At 52.1% G+C, this 22,060-nt stretch carries 15 protein-coding genes; all 15 read left to right on the top strand.

The annotated features are described in order from the left end of the window. Nucleotides 1-78 precede the first annotated feature (78 nt). The 15 genes from ACN6MW_RS06535 (at nucleotide 79) to ACN6MW_RS06465 (ending at nucleotide 21,859) form a co-directional block, all read left to right on the top strand. Nucleotides 79-1,188 (top strand): ABC transporter ATP-binding protein, encoded by a 1,110-nt coding sequence (locus ACN6MW_RS06535; RefSeq protein ID WP_419874729.1) that lies wholly within the window; start codon nucleotides 79-81, stop codon nucleotides 1,186-1,188. A gap of 36 nt (nucleotides 1,189-1,224) precedes the next feature. Continuing rightward, nucleotides 1,225-4,182, top strand: coding sequence for an extracellular solute-binding protein (locus ACN6MW_RS06530; RefSeq protein ID WP_419874728.1), 2,958 nt, complete (start codon nucleotides 1,225-1,227; stop codon nucleotides 4,180-4,182). Continuing rightward, nucleotides 4,172-5,068, top strand: coding sequence for a carbohydrate ABC transporter permease (locus ACN6MW_RS06525; RefSeq protein WP_419874727.1), 897 nt, complete (start codon nucleotides 4,172-4,174; stop codon nucleotides 5,066-5,068). The genes ACN6MW_RS06530 and ACN6MW_RS06525 overlap by 11 nt, the downstream gene beginning before the upstream one ends. Nucleotides 5,069-5,137: 69 nt before the next feature. Beyond that, a complete protein-coding gene (locus ACN6MW_RS06520; RefSeq protein ID WP_419874726.1) occupies nucleotides 5,138-5,920 on the top strand; it encodes a carbohydrate ABC transporter permease in 783 nt (260 codons plus the stop codon). A 16-nt stretch (nucleotides 5,921-5,936) separates the two neighbouring features. Continuing rightward, nucleotides 5,937-8,090, top strand: coding sequence for a YIP1 family protein (locus tag ACN6MW_RS06515; protein ID WP_419874725.1), 2,154 nt, complete (start codon nucleotides 5,937-5,939; stop codon nucleotides 8,088-8,090). Next, a complete protein-coding gene (locus ACN6MW_RS06510) occupies nucleotides 8,087-10,357 on the top strand; it encodes a DUF5696 domain-containing protein (RefSeq protein ID WP_419874724.1) in 2,271 nt (756 codons plus the stop codon). Before ACN6MW_RS06515 ends, ACN6MW_RS06510 begins: the two co-directional genes overlap by 4 nt. Continuing rightward, on the top strand, nucleotides 10,354-11,220 hold the full coding sequence (locus ACN6MW_RS06505; protein ID WP_364146207.1) for a carbohydrate ABC transporter permease: 867 nt from the start codon (nucleotides 10,354-10,356) through the stop codon (nucleotides 11,218-11,220). The genes ACN6MW_RS06510 and ACN6MW_RS06505 overlap by 4 nt, the downstream gene beginning before the upstream one ends. A gap of 23 nt (nucleotides 11,221-11,243) precedes the next feature. Then, nucleotides 11,244-12,218: a carbohydrate ABC transporter permease gene (locus ACN6MW_RS06500; RefSeq protein ID WP_419874723.1), complete on the top strand. Its 975-nt coding sequence runs from the start codon at nucleotides 11,244-11,246 to the stop codon at nucleotides 12,216-12,218. Between the two features lie 268 nt (nucleotides 12,219-12,486). Beyond that, complete coding sequence (locus tag ACN6MW_RS06495) at nucleotides 12,487-13,824, top strand: LLM class flavin-dependent oxidoreductase (protein WP_419874722.1); 1,338 nt, start codon at nucleotides 12,487-12,489, stop codon at nucleotides 13,822-13,824. Further along, nucleotides 13,821-15,137 (top strand): LLM class flavin-dependent oxidoreductase, encoded by a 1,317-nt coding sequence (locus tag ACN6MW_RS06490; protein ID WP_419874721.1) that lies wholly within the window; start codon nucleotides 13,821-13,823, stop codon nucleotides 15,135-15,137. Before ACN6MW_RS06495 ends, ACN6MW_RS06490 begins: the two co-directional genes overlap by 4 nt. Nucleotides 15,138-15,177: 40 nt before the next feature. After that, nucleotides 15,178-16,548 carry an ABC transporter substrate-binding protein gene (locus ACN6MW_RS06485; protein ID WP_419874720.1) on the top strand — a complete coding sequence of 457 codons (1,371 nt, stop codon included), beginning with the start codon at nucleotides 15,178-15,180 and terminating at the stop codon, nucleotides 16,546-16,548. Between the two features lie 98 nt (nucleotides 16,549-16,646). After that, complete coding sequence (locus ACN6MW_RS06480) at nucleotides 16,647-17,981, top strand: LLM class flavin-dependent oxidoreductase (RefSeq protein ID WP_419874719.1); 1,335 nt, start codon at nucleotides 16,647-16,649, stop codon at nucleotides 17,979-17,981. A gap of 25 nt (nucleotides 17,982-18,006) precedes the next feature. Continuing rightward, a complete protein-coding gene (locus ACN6MW_RS06475) occupies nucleotides 18,007-19,179 on the top strand; it encodes an MFS transporter (protein ID WP_419874718.1) in 1,173 nt (390 codons plus the stop codon). An 18-nt stretch (nucleotides 19,180-19,197) separates the two neighbouring features. Beyond that, the gene (locus ACN6MW_RS06470) at nucleotides 19,198-20,529 is read left to right on the top strand and encodes an LLM class flavin-dependent oxidoreductase (protein WP_419874717.1); all 1,332 of its coding nucleotides are present in this window, start codon (nucleotides 19,198-19,200) and stop codon (nucleotides 20,527-20,529) included. A gap of 1 nt (nucleotide 20,530) precedes the next feature. Then, nucleotides 20,531-21,859, top strand: a complete 1,329-nt coding sequence (locus tag ACN6MW_RS06465; protein WP_419874716.1) for an ABC transporter substrate-binding protein — start codon at nucleotides 20,531-20,533, stop codon at nucleotides 21,857-21,859. The last annotated feature ends 201 nt before the right edge of the window (nucleotides 21,860-22,060 follow it).

Genomic DNA, 22,060 nt, shown 5'->3' with positions numbered 1-22,060 from the left:
TCAATGGAGGATATCAGAGCAAGGCCTGATATCCTCATTTTTGTTTGCGGGAATATAGTCATGATAGGAGGTCATTATGTGGCGGCGGTTACCATTAATCATTTGTACAAACGGTATGGCAAAGACAAACACGCAGTTGTGCAGGATTTCCAGCTGGAGATAAAGGATAAGGAGTTTATTGTGTTCGTAGGGCCTTCCGGCTGCGGGAAATCGACGACTCTCCGAATGATTGCCGGACTTGAGGATATTACCGAGGGTGAAATTTTCATCGGGGACCAGCTGGTTAATAAGCTCCCGCCAAAGGACCGGGATATTTCCATGGTTTTTCAAAACTATGCTCTTTATCCAAATCTAAGCGTTTATGAGAATATCGCGTTTGGACTTCGGATGCGAAAGCTGCCTAAGCATGAGATCGATTTGGCGGTCAAAAATGCGAGCCGAATTTTGGAAATCGAGGCATACTTGCACCGCAAGCCGAAGGAGCTCTCGGGCGGGCAACGCCAGCGGGTAGCGCTGGGCAGAGCAATCGTACGCGATCCGAAGCTGTTTCTAATGGATGAGCCGCTGTCGAACTTAGACGCGAAGCTTCGCGTGACGATGCGCATGGAAATTACGAAGCTGCACAAAAAATTAGGCACGACCTTTATATTCGTGACGCATGACCAGGTGGAAGCGATGACGATGGCCGATCGCATCGTCGTGATGAAGGGCGGAGTCATTCAGCAATGCGATACCCCGGAGCTGATTTATTCCAAGCCGGCGAATACGTTCGTAGCGAGCTTTATCGGCTCGCCGCAAATCAATTTCATCCATGGACGCGTTCAAGAAAGCCCGCAGGGCAGATTGGAATTTCATACGAACCGCTTTAGCTTGAAGATAAATGAAGCGACCGAGGATATTTTGCGCCATAATAACCAAGTAAACAAATCGGTGATATTAGGAATAAGGCCGGAAAATGTGAAGCTGGAGGGTTTATTTTCGGAGACGATCATCACCGGAACGTATCGGGATAATGAGCTGATGGGAGCCGACCGTTTTCTATATTTGGATATCGGACAGGAAAAACCGTTGATTGCCAGGGTAGATCCCGACAATCGGTTTGCTGAAAACGAGAAAGTGAAGGTGGAGCTGGATATTTCAAAGGCCCATTTTTTCCATAAGGATACCGGTGCGAGATTTACGGAATAAATGGATTTGCGCGAAGGAGGAGAGCGGTTTCCCGTTATGAAAAAGAAACCAAAGTGGTTCGTGTATGGCGGCAGCATCGTGATTGCGGCATGGCTGCTTTCGTCTGGAACGGCGGTAAGCTCCGTATCCGGCGAGGAAACGGCTGAGGTTAATTACGCGGGCCTCACCGCAACATTCGAGTATGAGACTGAGCCTTATTTTAGCGAGGCACTCGCAAAATGGCAGGAGCAAGGGCTGGAAAACGCTAACGCCTCCATATCGGTGGAAGGGGCGAAGCCGTCCGCTGTGTCCAATGACCAAGAAATTAAAACGGGGGAGTACGAGGGAAAAACAAATGTGCTGCTTTGGAATGCGAGCGATACCGGATGGGTCGAATATAAGGTTGACGTTGCAGAGAGTGCGCTGTATGAAATCCATGTTTCTTATCACCCGTTAAAGGATACCGGAAGAAAAGGACCGGTTGGGTGGGAAGTCACGATAGACGGCCAAAGGCCGTTTAGGGAAGCCTCCTCCATCTCGTTGTACCGTACCTGGGAAGATGTCCGTCCCTTATTGAAAAACGCAGACGGCGATGAGATTCGCCCTCGTTCGGTTGATGTTTCGAGCTGGAGCGAGAAGCCTTTCATAGATTCGGGAGGGGCATATGCGCAGCCTTTGCAATGGCATTTCCCGCAGGGGACGCATACGATTCGTTTGAAAGGGTATGACCCGGTGGCGATTGAGAAAATCGAGCTCCGCCCAAGCCGGACGATTCCTGCTTACGAGGAGTTCGCAGAGCAGAATGAGAATGCGGCAGCGATTGGCGGCAATATACTGACGCTGCAGGCCGAAAATTTCTCGACGAAAAACGATACGGCGATCAAGCTGTTTTCGGATAAGAATTCCCGCACTCTCCCGCGTTATAAAGGAAGAATTGTTTATAACACTGTGGGCGGCCTGCGGTGGCTGGAACAAAACCAGGAGATTTCCTGGTCGGTCGAAGTGCCGGAGACCGGGCTGTACAAAATTGGCTTCCGAGCCTTGCAAAATACCATTGCGCAGAAGACTTCCTTCCGGACCGTGAAGATAGACGGCGAGGTGCCGTTTCAACAATTTTTGGCTTATGGTTTCCCTTATTCCACGGGCTGGAACGGCATGATTTTGCAGGATAAAAGCAAACATCCGTATTTGCTGAAGCTGGAGAAGGGGACACATACCTTATCGCTTGCGGTTACGCAGTCCCCCGTGAAACCGATTATTGTCGATTTGGAGAAGCTGATTGCCCATCTGGACGCCATAGATTGGGATTTGCGCACGGTTACAGGCTCCAGTACCAAAAAAACGATCGATCGCAACCGTTCCTGGAATATGGATCAGGATTTCCCCGGTTTGACAGACCGGATGGCGCTTGCGGCCGAGGTGATGGGGGCATTGTCCAACAGAGTTGTCCAAACGAACGGGAAAAAGGATTCTATCAGCCAAGGGCTCGATACGTCGGCGAAGGATCTGCGGGCGCTGCTCCGCAAGCCGGAGGAGATTCCTTACCAGGTGGAAGAGATCGCCTCCATGCGGGAAAAATTCGCGTCGTTTATTGATACGCTGATGAAGCAATCGCTTCAGCTGGATGAGATCTATATCATTCCGGAAAAATCGGATGCGCCCAATATGGAGGCTGGTTTTTTTAACCGGATGTGGGGCGGAGCCCAAAACTTTGTCTACTCGTTTGACGCAAGGGACAGCTTGAAAGAAATGGACGACAAAAAGCTTAATATATGGGTTCAGCGGGGAAGGGATTATGTCGACCAGCTGCAGCAATTGGCTGATGAGTCCTTTACGCCGGAGACGGGCATTGAAGTAAAGGTGAATCTGCTGCCGAACCCGGAGCTGCTGCTGATGTCTAACGCTGCGGGCGTCCAGCCGGATATTGCGCTTGGCTTAACGCAGGATTTGCCGGTTGATTATGCCATTCGCGGGTCGCTGCAGGATTTGAGCGAATTTGATGATTTTAAACAGCTTTACCCGGAGTTTAGTCCCGGTTCCTGGCTTCCGCTTCATTATAACGGCGGTTATTACGGCGTGCCGGAGACCCAGTCGTTTCAGGTTCTCTATTATAGAAAGGATATATTGGAGCGCTTGGGGCTGGAAATTCCGCAAACCTGGGAGGAAGTCTATCAACTATTGCCAACGCTGCAGCAAAACTTTATGAATTTCTATGTAAATCCGAAGGAATTCACCCACTTTTTCTATCAAAACGGCGTAGAGTTTTACGAGCCGGGCGGCATTAAATCAGGGTTGGATACGCCCGAGGCGTACGGCGCCTTCAAGCAATGGACGGATTTATTCAATACGTATGCCTTGGAGCGGGAGGTACCGAGCTTCTATCAGCATTTCCGCACGGGTACGATGCCGATTGGCATCTCGGACTACAACATGTACGTGCAATTGTCGGCGGCCGCGCCCGAGCTGAACGGACGCTGGGGCATTGCGCTGATACCGGGAACGAAGCAAGCGGACGGCACCATTAGCCGCTGGGCAGGCGGCGGGCAGCGTACCGGCGTGATTTTCGATAAGTCGGGCAAAAAGCCAGAAGCCTGGAAGTTTCTGAAATGGTGGCTTTCCGCCGAGGTGCAGGAGCAGTACGGCTCCGATCTGGAAGCCATGAACGGCGTTGCTTTCCGATGGAATACATCTAATGTGGAGGCCTTTACTAATCTTCCATGGAAAAAGGAGGATGCTGCAATCATTTTGAACCAATGGAAATGGTATAAGGATATTCCTAACGTGCCGGGAGGATATTTCCTGGAGCGTGAAATGAATAATGCCTGGGTCCGCTCGGTTGTAAAAACGTCTAATTACATGTCCTCGCTCGAGCAAGCCGTGAGGGACATTAACCGCGAGCTGCTCAGGAAGCAGCAGGAGTTTGGTTTTATCGACGAAAATGGCACTCAAGTGAAGAAGCTGGATATTCCGATTGTCGGTCAGCCTTGGGAAGGGGTTGACCGCTATGTGGAGTAAGCTGTGGGCGTTTCGTATCTCTTATTTGTTTATTGCGCCTTTTCTCATCTGTTTTACTTTATTTATCGTGATTCCCATTGTGGCTGCGGTTGGCTTAGGCTTCACCTATTACAACGGAATTGAGCCGCCGCGGTTTATCGGGTGGAGCAACTTTCAGTATTTGATCGCGCAGGATTTGCTGTTCTTGAAATACGCGCTCCCGAACACCTTTAAATTCGCGGTGATCGTCGGTCCTGGCGGATATGCAGCGGCCTTTCTGCTCGCGTGGCTCATTTCGCGGCTGCGCGGCGGCTACCGCAAGTGGGTAGCGCTGGCTATGTATACGCCCTCCCTCACGGTTGGGATCGCCATGACCATCATCTGGCTCCCCCTGCTTTCGGGAGACCGGATTGGCTACCTAAACAGTTTTCTTTTGAAAGCCGGATTTATCGACGTGCCGAAGCTGTGGGTAACCAGCCCGGATTTTCTGATGAATTCGATGATTGCCGTCACGTTATGGTCGAGCATGGGCGTTGGCTTTTTGGCGATGCTAGCAGGGATCCTTAATGTGGATACGACGCTTTATGAAGCAGGGAGAATCGACGGCATCAAAAATAGTTTGCAAGAATTGTGGTTTATCACGATACCGTCCATGAAGCCGCAAATGCTGTTCGGCGCCGTAATGGCAATCGTCACGACCTTCAAGACGGGGTCCATAGGCGTTGAGCTGTCCGGGCAAAACCCGACGCCGGAATACGCCGGTCATTTGATCGTGAACCATATCAACGATTATGGCCTCATCCGTTTTGAAATGGGCTATGCGGCGGCGGTTTCCGTGTTTCTTCTGATATTAATGTATTTTGCGAACAAGCTTAGCTGGGGGTTGTTCGGTACGAAGGAGGAATAACACCTGAAACAATCGAGTCTAGCCGCGAAAATCATTTTTAACCTGTTCATGCTGGCGCTGTCCGTCATCATGATTCTTCCGATCATTTATATTTTTAATCATGCCTTCAAGCCATACCATGAGTTATTTGTTTATCCGCCTCGGTTTTTCGTGCAGGAGCCGAGCATCCAGAACTTCGTAGAGCTATTTTGGGTAACCTCGAACTCCATCGTTCCGGTATCCCGTTATTTGTTCAACAGCCTGTTCATATCGGCAGCCAGCGTGGCCGGCGTGACGATTGTGAGCGCGCTGTGCGCTTATCCGTTGTCAAAGCATCCGTTCCCAGGGCGCAAATTTATTTTTGCCGCGATTATTCTTATGCTTATGTTTACGCCGGAGGTGATACAAATTCCGAGGTACCTGGTGGTGAGCAACCTCGGTATCATGAATACGTATTGGGGCCATCTGCTGCCTGTGCTTGCGCTGCCGGTCGCCGTCTTCCTGCTCAAGCAGTTCGTGGACCAGATTCCCGACTCGCTGCTGGAGGCCTCGAGGATCGACGGAGCCAATGAATTCATTGTATTTGCCCGCATCGTCATTCCGATGTGTATGCCTGCCATAGCTACGGTCGCTATTCTTGCTTTTCAAAATTCTTGGAGCAACGTGGAGACGTCGATGCTGTTCATGCAGGATGACGAGATGAAAAACTTCCCCTTTTTCTTATCGACGCTGACGAGCAATCTGGCGAACAATGTAGCCCGGCAGGGAGCGGCTGCCGTAGCGGCGCTTATTATGCTCGTTCCGAACTTGATTTTCTTTATTCTTTTGCAAAGCAAGGTCATTTCTACCATGGCGCATTCGGGTATCAAATAAACAGGGGGGGAATCGTTTGAAGAACAGGAGGCTGCGGATTCGTCCGGTCATCATGGTCCTGATTACGGCGATTTACATAGCGTGGCCCGGCTTGCAGGCTGCAGCCTCGCAGTTACCGTACGAAACCTATTACAAGGATGGATTCGGACAGCTGGTCAAGACGCAAGCGGCTTATATCCCTGCCGGCATTATCGGTTCGAATGTGCGGATAGCAGGTACAAGCGGAGCCGCTGACGCAGGGAAAGAGGCAAAGCTGCCATTCAATCAGCCCAAGGATATCTTTGTAGACGAGAAGGATCACATCTATATCGCGGACACCGGCAATAACCGTATCGTGCACCTGGACGCGCAAGGGCAATACATTCGCGAAATAAAGGTGGAGGAGAGCCCGCTGAAGAAGCCAAGCGGCTTGTACGTCGATAAGTCGGGGGAGATTTACGTAGCGGATACGGGGAATAACCGTGTCGTGAGGCTGGATCCGGAAGGGAAGCTGCTTAAGGCTTTCGGGCGTCCCGAGTCCAGCTATTTGCCTGCGGGATTCAAATATGATCCGGTCAATCTCATCGTAGATAAGCGGGGCTTTATTTACGTAACGACGCTGGGCGCTTACCAAGGCTTGGTGCAGCTTGATCCCGAAGGCGAGTTCATCAGCTTCTTCGGTCCGAACAGGGTAGCCTTTTCATTATTTGATGCCTTCAAACGTTTTGTCTATACACGGGAGATGTATCAAAGGGAACTTAAGAAGCTGCCAGGGGCCATTGCGAACGCAACGATCGACAAAAATGGCTTTATTTATACCGTTACGAAAGAAATACAAACCGATCAGGTCAAAAAGCTTAATATCGCAGGCCTCGATCAGCTCAAAGGAAAAGGGGAGTTTGCCGCGCTGCAGCCTGAAAAATCCTACGGCGAATTTTTTCACTTTACACAGCAAGGCATAAGTCCCCAGTTGAATGACATTACCGTGGACTCCGCGGGCAACATTACGGTCATCGATTCGGTCTGGAATATCGTCAGCCAATATGACTTGAATGGGAATTTGCTGTTCTTCTGGGGCGGCGATGTCATAACGGCGACTTCAAAGACGGGGATCGTAAAAACGCCAGCGGCGATCGCAAGCAATTCCAGGGGCGAGCTGCTTATACTGGACAGCGTCAACAATTTTATTCAAGTGCTCCGGTTATCGGAGTTCGGCAGCCTCGTCCATGAAGCGAATCAACTGACGCAGGAGGGAAGGTACGAGCAAAGCGAGCCGCTTTGGAGCGAGGTTCACCGGCTGAATGCCCATTACACGCCCGCGTTGATCGGGCTGGCAAAGGCTGCTTATAAGAAAGAGAACTACGAGAGAGCAGAGCAGCTGTTTTATGAGGCAGGTGTCGTCAACGGCTATTCAGAATCCTTCTGGCAAAACCGGTTAAAATGGTTCCAAAGCAACTTCGGTACGCTGATGAATATCGCGCTGGCGCTTGGCATCGTCTATCTGCTGCGGAATGCCTTTTCCGCGAAGCTCCGCCTCAAGCGGAAGGGAGCGGCTAAGCCGCGTCCGAGGCATCCGCTGCTCGAACAGCTTAACCATGTATTTTATGTGATGCGGCATCCGGTCGACGGCTTCTATGCGATTAGGTACGAGAATAAGGCTGGCATCCTAAGCAGCTTGGTCCTGTTCGCGCTCGCGGCCGCTTCTTACGGGTATATGCAAGCGGGAACGAGCTTTATCTTCCATCCGGCTGTGCATGTCGGCGTGGATCTGCTGCCCGTCACGGTTCAATTTGTCGGGATCTGGCTGAGCTTTGTCGTCGCCAACTATTTAATCAGCTCGCTGCTCCGCGGCGAGGGAAGGTTCAGGGATGTTTTGTACGGCAGTTCTTACGCCTTATTTCCGATTATTCTCATAGGAATACCAGTAACGATGCTGTCGAATGTATTAACCTTGAATGAGCTTTCGATCTACAATTTCTTAAAACTGCTGATCGTATTATGGGCAGCCTTGTTGTTGATTTGGATGGTTCAAGGCATACATAACTATACCTTCATCGAAGCGGTTTTTATCATTCTTTTAACGCTGCTTGCTCTCGCCATTATCGTTGTTTTGATCTTTATTCTAATCAGTCTCAGCATCGAATTGGTTAACTTTATCAATTCCTTGTACCAGGAGGTGGTCATCCGATGACAGTCCGCAATTATTACCCTAAGCTCATCGCTAAGCTTGTGCTTCTCGGCGCTGTGCTGGCCCTGTTAGGATGGCTGGCTTTTCTGGCAGCAGGCTTCTGGAACAAACCGGCGGCAGAGGCGGTCATTGCCACGGGTCAGTTCGATGTGAATGGAGCAGCTCCGTATAAGGCTGGCCTGCCAGCCGAAGCGGGATTTGAGCTAATCGCGGAGTCAGAGACGCTGAGGCTGCTCGCGGATAAATCGACGGCCCATTTCCAGGTGCTGAGCAAATCGACCGGCAAGGTATGGCGCTCCTATCCGGACCCGCAGTATTGGAAGGAAGAGACGGTGCCGAATACGTGGAAAAATAATCTGTCATCGCCCGTCATCGTGGAATACGTCAATGCGAAAAACTACAAATCATCCTCCGTAACGGGCGGATTGATCGAGAACCAGGGTTATTTGGAAAATTTCCAAGCCACCGATAACGGCTTTACGGTGACCTTTGCGCTGCCGAAGGTTGAGTTTAAAATTCCGGTTGAGGTAAGCCTCCATGACGATTATGTAGAGACTAGAATTATCGATTCCGGCATCGTGGAAGGCGCATTAAGCTTATTGAATATTAAACTTTATCCCTTATTCGGAGCGCAGCCGTCCGTTGGCCAGGAAGGCTACATTTTGCTGCCGGACGGGTCAGGCTCATTGATCAACTTCGGAGAAGACCGTACGATGCAGCAGCTGACCTATAATGAAAGCGTCTATGGGCAGGATTTATCCTATTACAACGAAAATACGGGCAGACAGCGCATCGCGATGCCCGTATACGGCATGAAGTCAGGCGATCAAGCCTTTCTTGCGGTCATTTCCCAAGGCGAAGCGTTTGCCAATGTCTACGCTGCGCCTTCCGGCTCTGTGGGCCGTTCAAACTGGGCAACCACCGAATGGCAGTACCGGAAGAAGTTCTTCCAAAGCGTAAGCAAAAGCACCGGGGAAGGCTTCTATACCTACAGCGGCGATAGGTTCATTGCGGATGCCCGCGCCACGCGTTATTATCCGCTGCTCCCGGAGAAAAGCAATTATGCGGGCATGGCTGAGGCGTATCGCAACTATTTAATCAAGGAAAAAGACGTAGAGCCGCTGCAAGCCCCCAAAAAAGATATTCCGTTATTCGTTGATATTGTGGGAGCGGATATTGAGAAGGGACTGTTCAGCGACGCCTATTTAAAAGCGACCTCCACGTCAGAGGCGGAGGAGCTTGTCCGCCAGATTTATGATAAAGGGATTCAGCATATGCAGATCCATTATTCGGGCTGGCAGCAGGACGGGTACAGCACGCATGGCGGTTATTTTCCCGTAGATAAGCGTTTAGGCGGAAACAGCGGAATGCAAAAGTTTATTTCCTTCGCGCACAGCCTGAATATTCCGGTGTATTTAACAGCGAAGTATACGCTGAATACGAATGGGGATGACCGGTTCTGGTGGAGGCGGGACGGCTTGCGCAACTTGGCGGGGACGGTGCTGGAGGAGCAGAAAAACGAGGACCAGGATGCCGCCGCGTTTGTCAGCCCTAAGTTTTACGAGAAGGTTGTATCGAAGGACTTGGACGACTTTAAAAGCTTGGGCGCGGACGGCATCTATTTCGAGGATGGCATAGGCCAGCAGGTAAATACCGATTTTAACAGCCGGTATCAAGCCAGCAGGGAGGATGTCGTCGGTGTGCAGCGCAGCATTTTGGAAAAAACAAAGACAGCACTCGGTTCGGCCGCGGCGAACAATGTGAACTTCTATGCGCTGGATCAAACGGATCACGTTCACCGGCTGACGGATGATTATTCGTATGACGTATTCGTCAGCGAGGAAATTCCTTTTGCCCAGATCGTCCTTCACGGCCTGCGTACCTACACGCTGGAATGGTCGAACCTGCGCAATGAATATGGCGATGGGTTTCTGCGGAGCATCGAATACGGCGCGTATCCGGCTTACGTGCTCAGCGGAGACCAAGCGGATGATTTGAAAAAATCGTATTCGCTTTGGTATTACAGCCTGAACTATAAGGATTGGATCGATGGTTTGCTTCAGGAATACGAGAGAACGAATGAAGCGTTGGCGGCCGTGCAGGACCGGTATATAACCGGCCACCGCACGCTGGCGCCAAATGTGATGGAAACGGTGTACGGCGGCGATTACCGGATCGTTGTCAATTACAATGATACGGATTACAGCGAAGACGGCCTATTCGTTCCGGCGAGAGACTTTGCAGTCGTGGAAGGAGGAGCGAAGCAATGAAATTAAACCGCAAGCTTGAAGCCGCGACGGTAAGGAAGCTTGAAGGCTCCTTGTTTATTGCGCCTTGGGTGTTCGGTTTTCTCGTATTCGTGGCGTTTCCATTAGGCTACTCCTTGTATATGAGCTTCCATCAGGTCAAAATTACGGTCAACAGCGTGAACTATACGTTTATCGGATTAAGCCACTATAGGGAAATCTTGATTGCCAACGGGAGCTTGCTCTACGAGGAGCTGTTTCCTTTTCTGAGAGAGTCGGCCATGATGATCCCGATCATTCTTGTCTTTTCGCTTTTAGTCGCGATTTTGCTTAATCTGCGCTTCCCGGGGAGGACGCTGTTTCGAGTGATCTTTTTTCTTCCGGTTATTTTCTCCTCCGGTCAAATCGTTCAGGAGTTTATCGCCCAGGGGGAAGGCTCGCTCAGCATCATGGAGACGCTCAGAATCGATTATTATTTGCGGGAATACGTACCCGGGGCATGGGCAGCTCCCATTCAAAAGGTCATGAGCTCGTTCGTGCTCGTGCTCTGGTATTCGGGGGTGCAAATTCTCATCTTCCTAGCGGGACGGCAGACGCTTCCGGCTTCCGTATACGAGGCATCCCGCATCGACGGGTCGGGTCCGTGGAATACCTTTTGGAAAATTACGCTTCCGGGCCTCGTTCCTTATATTTTCTTGAATTTAATGTACACTGTAGTCGACTTGTTCACCTTCCCGTCCAATCCGATCGTCAGCCGGGTGAATACGAGCAATTATGGCAGCTCCAGCGCGCTGGCATGGATTTATTTTTCGATTATCCTGAGCTTTGTGCTTCTGACCTTATTCATTTACAGCAGAGTCGACAAATCGCTATCAGGAAAAAGATAAGCAGGAAGGAGAGGTGAGCGTAAATGAAGATTGTCAAAAGAGGCAGCGGGGCGGCCGTGAGGGTTTATTCAGACGACAAGCTCCGTCTAGGTTTAAACGCGATGAGATATAGGCTGCTTGGAGCGGAGATCGACAAAGGGCTGCTGTTCAAGCTGTTCGTGTATATCATTCTGATTAATGTCGCCTTTATTTATATTAAGCCGATTCTGTACATGGTGACGACGATGGTGAAGGATGCCCAAAACATTCTCGATCCGACCGTCATATGGGTACCGAAAACGATTTTTCTCGGGCATCTGCAGCAGGCGGCCGACATGCTGAATTATGGCAAAAGCTTTCTTATCAGCGTGTCGCTCGCTTCCTCGGTGGCGGTGCTGCAGGTATTTTCCTGCGCAATTGCCGGGTATGCGTTTGCGAGGCTGGATTTTCCGTTCAAAAAAGTATGGGGAGCCTTGCTATTATTTACGTTTATTATGCCGCCGCAGATTACGATTCTTCCATCGATCATGCTCTTTAAGGAGTTCGGCTGGCTGAACACGTTTTTGCCGATGGTTGTTCCGGCCTTATTCGGACACGGCTTGAAGGGGGCAATGTTCGTCATTATCTACCGCGCCTTCTATTCCACGCTGCCGAAGGAGCTGGACGAGGCGGCGCGGATGGACGGAGCGGGACCCTTCCGCATGTTCTTTCGCGTCATGTTTCCGATATCCCGGTCGGCAACCGTTGTCGTCGTGTTGTTCTCGTTCGTATGGAACTGGAATGATTTTTATTTTCCGTCGTTGTTTATGTTTACGGCCGAAAACGTTCCGTTATCGATCACGCTGGCGAGAATGGCCGGCGAAATGAAGCTGGCCGAAGGAGCGGGGGAGATTACCGTATATGCCGAAGCCGTCAAAATGGCCGCGTCGTTCCTCATCATTATGCCGCTGCTCGTCGTTTACCTGTTTGCCCAACGCTGGTTTATCGAAGGGGTTGAACGAACGGGTTTAGTGGAGTAGGGCATAAAAACAATCGTTGACAGATTGATTTTGAGATGATAAATTTTTAGCACTCGCATTAATACCGACTAAACTTATATTTTTAATTGGATTATTGACCGGACAGCCGGAGATGCCTAAGGGCAGCTCCGGCTGTTTTTTAAAATATAAGAAAGTATAAATTTCATCCTTATACTTTGCTTATATTTCAACACGAAACGAGCTTTTGCCGCAATGACGGCGTCAGCCGTTTACGCTTGTGAAAAACTTTATTGGGGGTATGGAAAGCATGAGCCGATCGGAACGGAAGCTTAACCTAAACGCGTTTCTGGCAGCCTCGGGCCATCATGAAGCCTCGTGGCGCCATCCGGATGCGCATCCGGAAAAAGGGGTGGATATTAAGCACTATTTGAAGCTGGCTCAAATCGCCGAGAGGGGCTTGCTGGATTCGGTGTTTCTGGCAGACGGCTACTGGGCGCATTCGGGCTCACTGGAGCCGTTCACGATGTTATCGGCGTTAGCGGCGGCAACGAAGCATATCGGCTTGATTGCCACGGTCGAAACGACCTATAACCAGCCGTTCCATGTTGCGCGGAAGTTTGCATCCTTGGATCATATCAGCAAAGGCAGGGCGGGCTGGAATATCGTAACCGGTGCGGGCCCGGCAGCCGAGCATTTTAGCAAAGGACAGCATCCCGAGCATCATGAGCGGTACGAATCGGCGGAGGAATTCGTTGAAATCGTGAAGGGATTATGGGACAGCTGGGAGGATGACGCGGTGCGCAATGACAAAATAAACGACATCCTCATTGACCCCGCAAAGGTCCGGTCGCTCGATTATGAAGGGAGGCATTACCGCGTAAAAGGACCGCTCAATATCGCCCGCCCGCCTCAAGGCTATCCGGTGCTCGTGCAGGCTGGCTCCTCGGAAACCGGCAAGGCGTTTGCGGCAAAGGTAGCGGAGGTGATCTTCACGGCGCAGCTAACCTTCGGGGAGGCCCAGGCTTTTTATAAAGACGTGAAATCACGGTTAGCCGCGTTTGGGAGAACGGCGGACCAGCTGAAAATTTTGCCGGGCTTAAGTCCGATTCTGGCATATACGGAGGCGGAGGCAAAGGATATCGAGGATCAATTGTTCAGCCTTATCGACCATGAGGGAGCGATTAACCGGTTGTCCTCCCGGCTGGGCATCGATTTGTCGCAGCATTCCCTGGATGATCTTGTCAGCCTGGACGGCGCGCATTCCACGGATCAAGTGAACGGCATGAAGAGCCGCCATCAGCTCATCTTGGATTTGATCGAACGGGAGCAGCCGACGCTCAGGCAATTAATTAACCGCTTGGCGGGAGCAAGAGGGCATTTCACCTTTACGGGTACGCCGCTGCAGCTTGCCGATGAAATCGAAAAATGGTTTCGGAACGGCGCGGCGGACGGCTTTAACCTGATGCCTCAGATTTACCCGAGCGGTCTGGAGCAGTTTGTAGATAAGGTTATTCCAGAGCTGCAAAATCGCGGCCTGTTCCGCACCTCTTACGAGGAGCAAACCTTGCGCGGCCATTTAGGACTTGCGCGTCCGGCAAATGCCAGTCAAATCCAACCATCTGAAAAAGAGGTGCATGTATCATGAGCGAAGCAAATCGCAAGGTTCACTTGAATGTATTTTTAAGGGCTACGGGACATCATGCAGGCGCATGGCGCCATGATGACTCCCATCCCGAGCTGGAGTTAGACATTGATTATTTAGGGCAGCTTGCAAGAATTGCCGAACGCGGCAAGCTGGATTCCGTTTTTCTCGCGGATGGTTATGCAGGAGGCGGAAGCAAGCTGGAGCCGTTTACGCTGCTGTCGGCATTAGCTTCCGTCACCGAGCATATCGGCTTGATCGCGACGGTGGGTACGGTGTACAACGAGCCGTTTCACATTGCGCGGCAGTTTGCTTCGCTGGACCATATCAGCGGAGGCAGGGCAGGCTGGAACATCGTTACGGGCGCCGGCTCAGCCGCTCATAATTTCAGCAGAGACGAACATCCGGAGCATGCGCAGCGTTATGAGACGGGCGAGGAGTTTGTGGAAGTCGTGAAGCAGCTGTGGGACAGCTGGGAGGACGATGCGCTCATCTTCGACAAAGAGGGAGGCAAGTTAGTCGATTCAAACAAGGTCCATGAAATTAACTTCAAAGGACATACGTACGCGGTGAAAGGACCGCTTAACATTCCTCGTCCGCCGCAGGGTTACCCGGTGCTCGTGCAGGCAGGTTCCTCCGAGCTGGGCAAGGAGCTGGCAGCCAAAACGGCAGAGGTGATCTTCACCGCGCAGCAGACCTTCGATGCCGGCCGCGAGTTTTACCACGATGTGAAATCCCGTCTGGCGAAGTACGGAAGAACCGCCGATGAGCTCGTTATTTTGCCGGGTCTTGCCCCTATCGTAGCCGATACGGAAGCCGAGGCCCGCGAGCTGGAGGAGGAGCTGCATTCCTTTGTGGATACGAAGCGCGCGCTGGACAGCTTATCCGAGCGGTTCACGGTTAATTTAAATGATTACGAATTGGATGCCCCGGTGCCGCTCGACAAAGCGAAGCCGGCCGAAGAGTTTAACGGCATCCGAAGCCGGCAAGAGGTTATCCTGGATGCGGCGCGCAGGGAAAATTTCACCATCCGGCAGCTGCTGTATCGGAGCAATGGCGGGCATGGCCATATTACGTTCACCGGATCTGTTCTGCAGACAGCCGATCTGATCGAGAAATGGTTTCGAAACCATGCGGCTGACGGCTTTAACGTACTGCCTCAGCTTTTTCCGACAGGCCTGGAAATCTTCGTAGACAAGGTCATACCCGAGCTTCAGAACCGCGGCATATTCCGCACGGAATATGAAGGCACGACGCTGCGCGAGAGCCTGGGCCTGGCCCGTCCCGCCAATACACGCAAGTTTCAGAGCGTTTAAGACGAACCGCTACTACTTAATAGAAATGAGAGGATATCAGATGAAGAAGTTGGGGTCTTTCCTTATTTTAATCGTAATTGCAGCAATGGTCACGGCATGCGGAGGGGGCAATAATGCTCCGGAAAGCGGGAATGCGGCGTCAAATGCGCCGGGTGCCGATAAAGGCTCGGCAGAGCAGGGGGATTTCAAGAAGCTGGGCGACGAGCCGCTAAAACTAACCTTTTATTCAACGGGCGCTACGTTTACGGATGTGGAATTCGAAGCCATGATCGCAGGGCCGATCCATGCGAAATACCCGAACGTGACGATTGAACGCATTACGCCGGCTGCGACGACGACGCCGGAGGAGGTTTTATCGACGCATGTGCCGGATATTATTTTCGGCAGCGTGCAGCAGCGCGTTATCCGTACGGGCGTTTATCAAGATTTGCGGGAGCTGATCAAAAAACACAATTTTGATGAAAGCCGCCTTAAGCCCATCGGGTACGACTATATCAAGGACATAACGAAGGGAAAAGGAGATGCCGTACTCGCGCTTCCATTCAATATTAATCAGCATGTGATGTACTACAACAAAGATATTTTCGATAAATTCGGCGTGCCGTACCCGACAGAAAAACAATTAACATGGGATGAAGCGGTTGAGCTTGGCACGAAGCTGACCAGAACCGAGAACGGCGTCAATTACATTGGTCTGGTCGTGGATAATTTAACAGGCCTGTCCAAATCGCTGGGACTTCCTTATTTGGACCGCGAGACCGGTCAAGCCGCATTGGATACGCCGGATTGGCTGCGGGTATTCGAACTCTACAAGCGAATCCTTGAAATACCGGGCTATATCACGCCGGACGGCACTTGGAACTGGACGCGCGATCACTTTATGAAGGATCAGAATGTCGCTATCCGCGTATCCTGGCTGGCGAACATGGTCGGCCCGCTTGAGGAGCTGCGCCAGCAGGGCGTGGAATTCAATTGGGATATCGCGCCGGCGCCGAACTTTAGCGACCAGCTTGGAACAACAAGGGAAGCCCAGATCCACTCCATTGCGATCAATAGCCAAAGCCCTCATCAAGACGAGGCGTTCCAGGTGATCGCGGAAATTTTATCCGATGAAGGACAACGCATTATCGCGAAAAACGGCCGCGTTCCGGCTGTTATTAACCCGGAGCTGGAGAAGGACTACGGCGCGGAGATTCCTGTTTTGCAAGGTAAAACGGTTCAAAACGTCTTTATCGGCGAGCCGCGTCAAGAGCACTACATCCATCCATACGAATCAAGCATAAGCATACGTCTCACTGAGGCGGCTGAGGATCTTGCGATTAACGGGCTCGATGTCAACTCGGCCATTCGCAAAGCGACGGAGGCAATCAATAAGGATGTCGAAACGCTGAAAACGACAATAGGGCAGTAAAAGAAGTTCGTTGAGTTATCGACCGGATTGCCGGAGACAAGAGCAGGTTGCTTGCCTCCGGCTTTTTGTCATCTTACAAAAGGAAATGAGGCAGAAGAATGAGCGCAACCAAAAAGCAAGTGCATTTAAACGTCTTTCTGAGAGCTGCGGGACATCATGCGGCAGCTTGGCGGCATCCGAAAACGACGCCGGAACAAACCTTTGATTTTCAATATTACAAGAAGCTGGCTTTGACGGCGGAGCGGGGACTGCTCGATTCCCTATTCATGGCTGACGGGTATGTCGGCACGGGACGCAGACTAGAGCCGTTCACGCTGCTGTCCGCTTTGTCGTCGGTAACGACGAACATCGGGTTGATCGGCACGGTCGGGACGACCTATAACGAGCCTTTCCACGTTGCCCGTAAATTTGCTTCCCTGGATCGAATCAGCGGGGGCCGCTCGGGCTGGAACATCGTGACCGGGCATACGGATGCTACCGCGTTCAATTTCGGCAAGGAGTCTCATTTGGAGCATTCGGAGCGATACAGGTGGGCGGAGGAATTCGTCGAAGTGACCAAGCAGCTGTGGGACAGCTGGGAGGAAGAGGCGCTAGTATTCGACAAGCAGGCCGGCATTCAATTCGATGAGCAGCGTCTTCATGAGATCAATTATCGGGGCAGCGTGTATGCGGTAAAAGGCCCGTTGAACATTCCGCGTCCACCGCAGGGCTATCCGGTGCTCGTGCAGGCAGGGTCCTCGGAAAGCGGCAGGGAGCTGGCGGCGAAAACGGCCGAGGTTATATTTACGGCGCAGCCGACGCTGAGCGAAGGGCAAGCCTTTTATGCGGATGTGAAAGCAAGGCTGGCCAAATACGGTCGTTTGCCTCACGAGCTGCTGATCCTGCCCGGCTTTAGCCCGATTATAGGGGATACGGCAGCAGAGGCGCAGGAGCTGGAGGATGAGCTGAACGCCTTCCATGATGCCAGCGATGCCGTCGCGAAGTTGTCGGAACGCATCGGCATCGACCTTACGGGTTATCCGCTTGACGGCCCGATTCCGCCGATTGTCGATCCGAAAGGCATCGATACCGTTAACGGAAGCAAGAGCCGTCATCAGCTTATTATCGACTTGCTGCGCAGCGACCCGAACCTGACCCTCCGCCAAGTCGTGAACCGGTTGGCCGGCGCGCGGGGACATCTGACGTTTACTGGAACGCCGATTCAAGTAGCGGATGTTATTGAAGAATGGATCAATACAAATGCCGCAGACGGCTTTAATCTGATGCCTCCGATTTATCCGGACGGACTGGACGACTTTGTCGACAAGGTCGTGCCCGAGCTGCAAAATCGCGGTATCTTCCGTACGGCATACGAAGGATCCACGCTGAGGGAAAACCTGGGCCTCGCTAATCCGGCGAATTCACTTGCGAAGGGTCTGGCCTCGGCACAGTAACTTCCGGTGAGGCGGGTGACAAGCTTTGAGATTAAGCACGATTATCGCAATCGCATTCAGCTTTCAGCTCATGATGAATCTGACGAGGCCGCTGGTTACGTTGTACGGGATCAGCCTTGGCGCCGATGCCATCGGGATTGGCATGATTACAGCCGCTTATGCGTTGTTTCCGCTGCTGCTCGCCATCCCCATCGGGAAGGTGGCCGATATCATCGGTGACCGTTCCCCGGTGCGGATCGGGGTAGCTGGCATGATGGCGGGCACGGCGCTGCCTTTCATTTTCCCGGACATATGGGCCTTGTACGTCTCACAAGCATTAGTAGGCGTATCACACATCTTTATAAGCATTTCGTTGCAAAATTTAATCGGAAACATGTCCAATTCACAAAATCGCGATCATCACTTCGGTTTGTTCAGCATGGCCGTAGCGCTTTCGGGAATCGTCGGCCCCGTCGCCGGCGGTATGCTTGCGGATTACAGCTCTTACGGCTTTGCCTTCGGAATGGCTTCGGTGGCAGGTTTGGTGCCGATGGCTTTCGCGATGCTCCTGCCCGATTCGGCGAAGCCTGCCGGGCAGGCGGGGATAGAGGCGGAGAAAGGCTCCGCTCTGGAGCTGCTGCGCATTCCGCTGCTGCGCAAAGCGCTGGCTTCCAGCGCTCTGGTACTTTATTCGCGCGATGTATTCGTGGCCTATTTTCCGCTGTTTGCCAGCGACTGGGGCATGTCGGCATCGACGATTGGCTGGATCATCGGGGTTCAGGGCTTAACGATGGTCCTTGTCAGGCTGTTTCTTGCCCGGTTGACCGCGCGTTTCGGCAGAGAGCCGGTTCTATGGGCTTCCATTCTGGTTGCAGGCGTGTCCTTTATGCTGGTGCCGTTGACGACGGATACGCTGCTATGCGGTTTGTTAAGCGCACTGATGGGGGCAGGCCTCGGCTGCGGCCAGCCGCTGTCCATGACGACGACCTATAATGCGTCTCCCAAGCATAGAACGGGAGAGGTGCTAGGGCTGCGAATGGCCTCCAACAGGCTGTCGCAAATGATTGCGCCTTTATTTTTCGGCTTGGTGGGGGCCTGGACGGGCATTATCGCCATCTTTTATGTAAGCGGGGCTTTTCTGATTGGAGGGGCATTTCTGACAGCTGGACCGGGCCGGGAGCAGCGGGCCGCCCCTATGAACGATTCATCGAATTCATGAATGGGAGGAATATAGAAAATGGGCAATCAAGAACGTAAGCTGCATTTGAACGCTTTTATATCGGGAACGGGGCATCATGAGGCCGCCTGGCGTTATTCGGACAGCACGCCGGAGCTTGGTCTGAATATACGGCATTATCAGCGGATCGCCCAAATTGCGGAGCGGGGGCTGCTGGATTCGCTGTTCGTTGCCGACGGCTATTCGGGCCGCTCGTCCGGCAAGCTGGAGCCGTTCACCCAACTGGCCGCGCTGGCAGCCGTAACGGAGCATATCGGCCTCATCGCTACCGTCGGAACGACCTATTACGAGCCGTTTCACGTCGCGCGGAAGTTTGCTTCACTCGATCACATCAGCGAGGGTCGTGCAGGCTGGAATATCGTGACGACGGGTACGGAATCGACGGCCTTCAACTTCGGTCTCGATGCGCATCCGGAGCATGCGCTCCGCTACGAGTACGCGGAGGAGTTTGTCGAGCTGACCAAGCAGCTGTGGGACAGCTGGGAGGATGACGCTATCAAGTATGACAAGGTCGGCGGCATCCAGACGGATGACAGTAAGGTTCATGAAATTAACTTCAAGGGGGAGTATTATTCGGTCAAAGGGCCTTTGAACATTCCCCGCCCCCCTCAAGGCTATCCGGTGCTTGTGCAGGCAGGCTCTTCGGAAACGGGCAAGGAGCTGGCCGCTAAGACGGCCGAGGTTGTGTTCACGGCGCAGCAGACGCTGGAAGAGGCGCAAGCTTTTTACAGCGACGTCAAGTCGAGGCTGGCGAAATACGGGCGCACACCGGATCAGCTGCACATTCTTCCCGGCTTAAGCCCGATCATTGCGGACACTGAAGCGGAAGCGAGGGAAATTGAACAGGAATTGAACGGCTTTATCAATCTGGAATCAGCTGTCAAACGGCTGTCCGGGCGCGTCGGCATCGATTTGTCCGCTTATCCGCTGGACGGTCCGCTGCCGATCGACGATTTGCCGGGCATCGATGCCATTAACGGGCGCAAGGGACGCTATCAGCTCGTCGTCGACCTTGCCGTACGCGAGAATTTGACCATCCGGGAGCTGACGCGCCGGTTGGCCGGAGCACGCGGACACATTACCTTTACCGGGACTCCGATTCAACTGGCGGACGTCATTGAACGCTGGTTCAAAAACGGCGGAGCCGACGGCTTCAATATTATGCCGCAGCTTTATCCAAGCGGCTTGGAGGCGTTCGTGGACAAGGTTGTGCCGGAGCTGCAAAACCGGGGACTGTTCCGCACCGCCTACGAAGGGAAAACGCTGCGCGAGAACCTCGGCCTGGCCCGTCCGGCCAATACTCGCCATCAGTCTGTAAAATCGGGGCACTAAAATGAAAACTAATGGCCGATGGAAGATACGGTTCCTCATTACGATCGTCGCGGTCACGCTGCTCGTTTCCTGCGCGCAAACGGGCGGCAAAAATAATGGCGAACCGGATCCGGCAGCATTGCCGGATCCGGTAAAGCTATACTTGTACGTCACAGGCCCAACTTTGACGAAGACGGAGTTCGAAACGTTAATTGCCGGACCGGTGAACAAAAAATATCCGCATATTACGATTGAGAGAATTGAAGCGCTGGAAGGCGTTACTGTGCAAGAAGTGTTTACGACAAAGCCTGCGCCCGATTTAACGTTGATTATTAATCCGCAGCAGCTTATTCGATTAAAAGTGGTAGAGGATCTTCGGCCGTGGATCAAAAAATTCAACTTTGACGAAAGCCGATTGAAGCCTGTTCTCTACGACCACATCAAAGAATTTGGCGAGAATGGCGAAATCGTATCGCTGCCGTTCAACTCGAATCAGGCAATCCTTTATTACAATAAGGATATATTTGATAAATTCGGAGTGGAGTATCCGCCGAATGGCGAACAGCTATCGCTGGAAGAGGTTCTGGAGATTGGGAAAAAGCTGACGCAAACCGATGATGCCATCCGCTATATCGGTTACGATACGGGCGGACCTACCGCGTTAATGCGGGATTTGGCATTGCCGATTCTGGATTCCGAAACGGGCGAGCCGCTTTTGACTAAGCTTCCGGAATGGAAAAAAGTCTTTGAGTTCCAGCAGCAATCTTACGAAGTGCCGGGTTATATCGGCCCGAATAACGAATATGTTTACGGACGGGATGCTTTTATCAAGGATAAAAATTTGGCGCTTCGGGTAGCGAATCTGGCCAATATGGTCGGTCCGCTTGAAGAGCTGCGGCAGCAGGGGGAGGAGATGAACTGGGATATTGCTCCAACTCCGAATTTCTCCGACCAGCTGGGCAAGGCAAGAGAAGCGCAGGTGCATTCCTTCGTTATTTCCAATACGAGCAAGCACAAGGAAGAAGCGTTCTTGGCCATTACCCATATTCTTTCGGATGAGGTGCAGCGGATTTTGGCGAGGAACGCCCGTGTCCCTGCTGTCATTAATTCTGAGCTGGAGAAGGAGTTCGGAGCGGATGTGCCAGTTCTTGCAGGCAAACATATTGAGAATGTGTTTATTGGGGAGCAACAAAAAAATCATAAAATCCACCGTTACGAGGATCAAGTGACAAAGTTTGTAACGGAAGCTGCGGAAGGGGTGGCCATAAACGGCACAGACGTCAATACAGCGCTCCGTCAGGCTGACGAAGCCATTAAAAAGGAAATCGAGACATTACGCAAGATAGAGTAATACGTAACATAAAGTCTGGCATAGCCCTCTGAGCGGTAAAGCAGCCGCTTCGAGGGTCTATGCCGTTTGGACATAAGGAGAGGGATCGGCGCTTTCAGCTCCCAAGACTCGACGGAGTAAGATGACGTGATCTGGATCTAATACAAACATTTAAGGATGAAAAAAGCCGCTTGACAACACTGTAACGAAGAGGTATATTCA

It is taken from the genome of Pristimantibacillus sp. PTI5 (assembly GCF_048572955.1).
GTDB lineage: Bacteria > Bacillota > Bacilli > Paenibacillales > Paenibacillaceae > Pristimantibacillus.
Note: the sequence above shows the minus strand (reverse complement) of the source record. Positions and strands in the feature narration are given on the sequence as shown.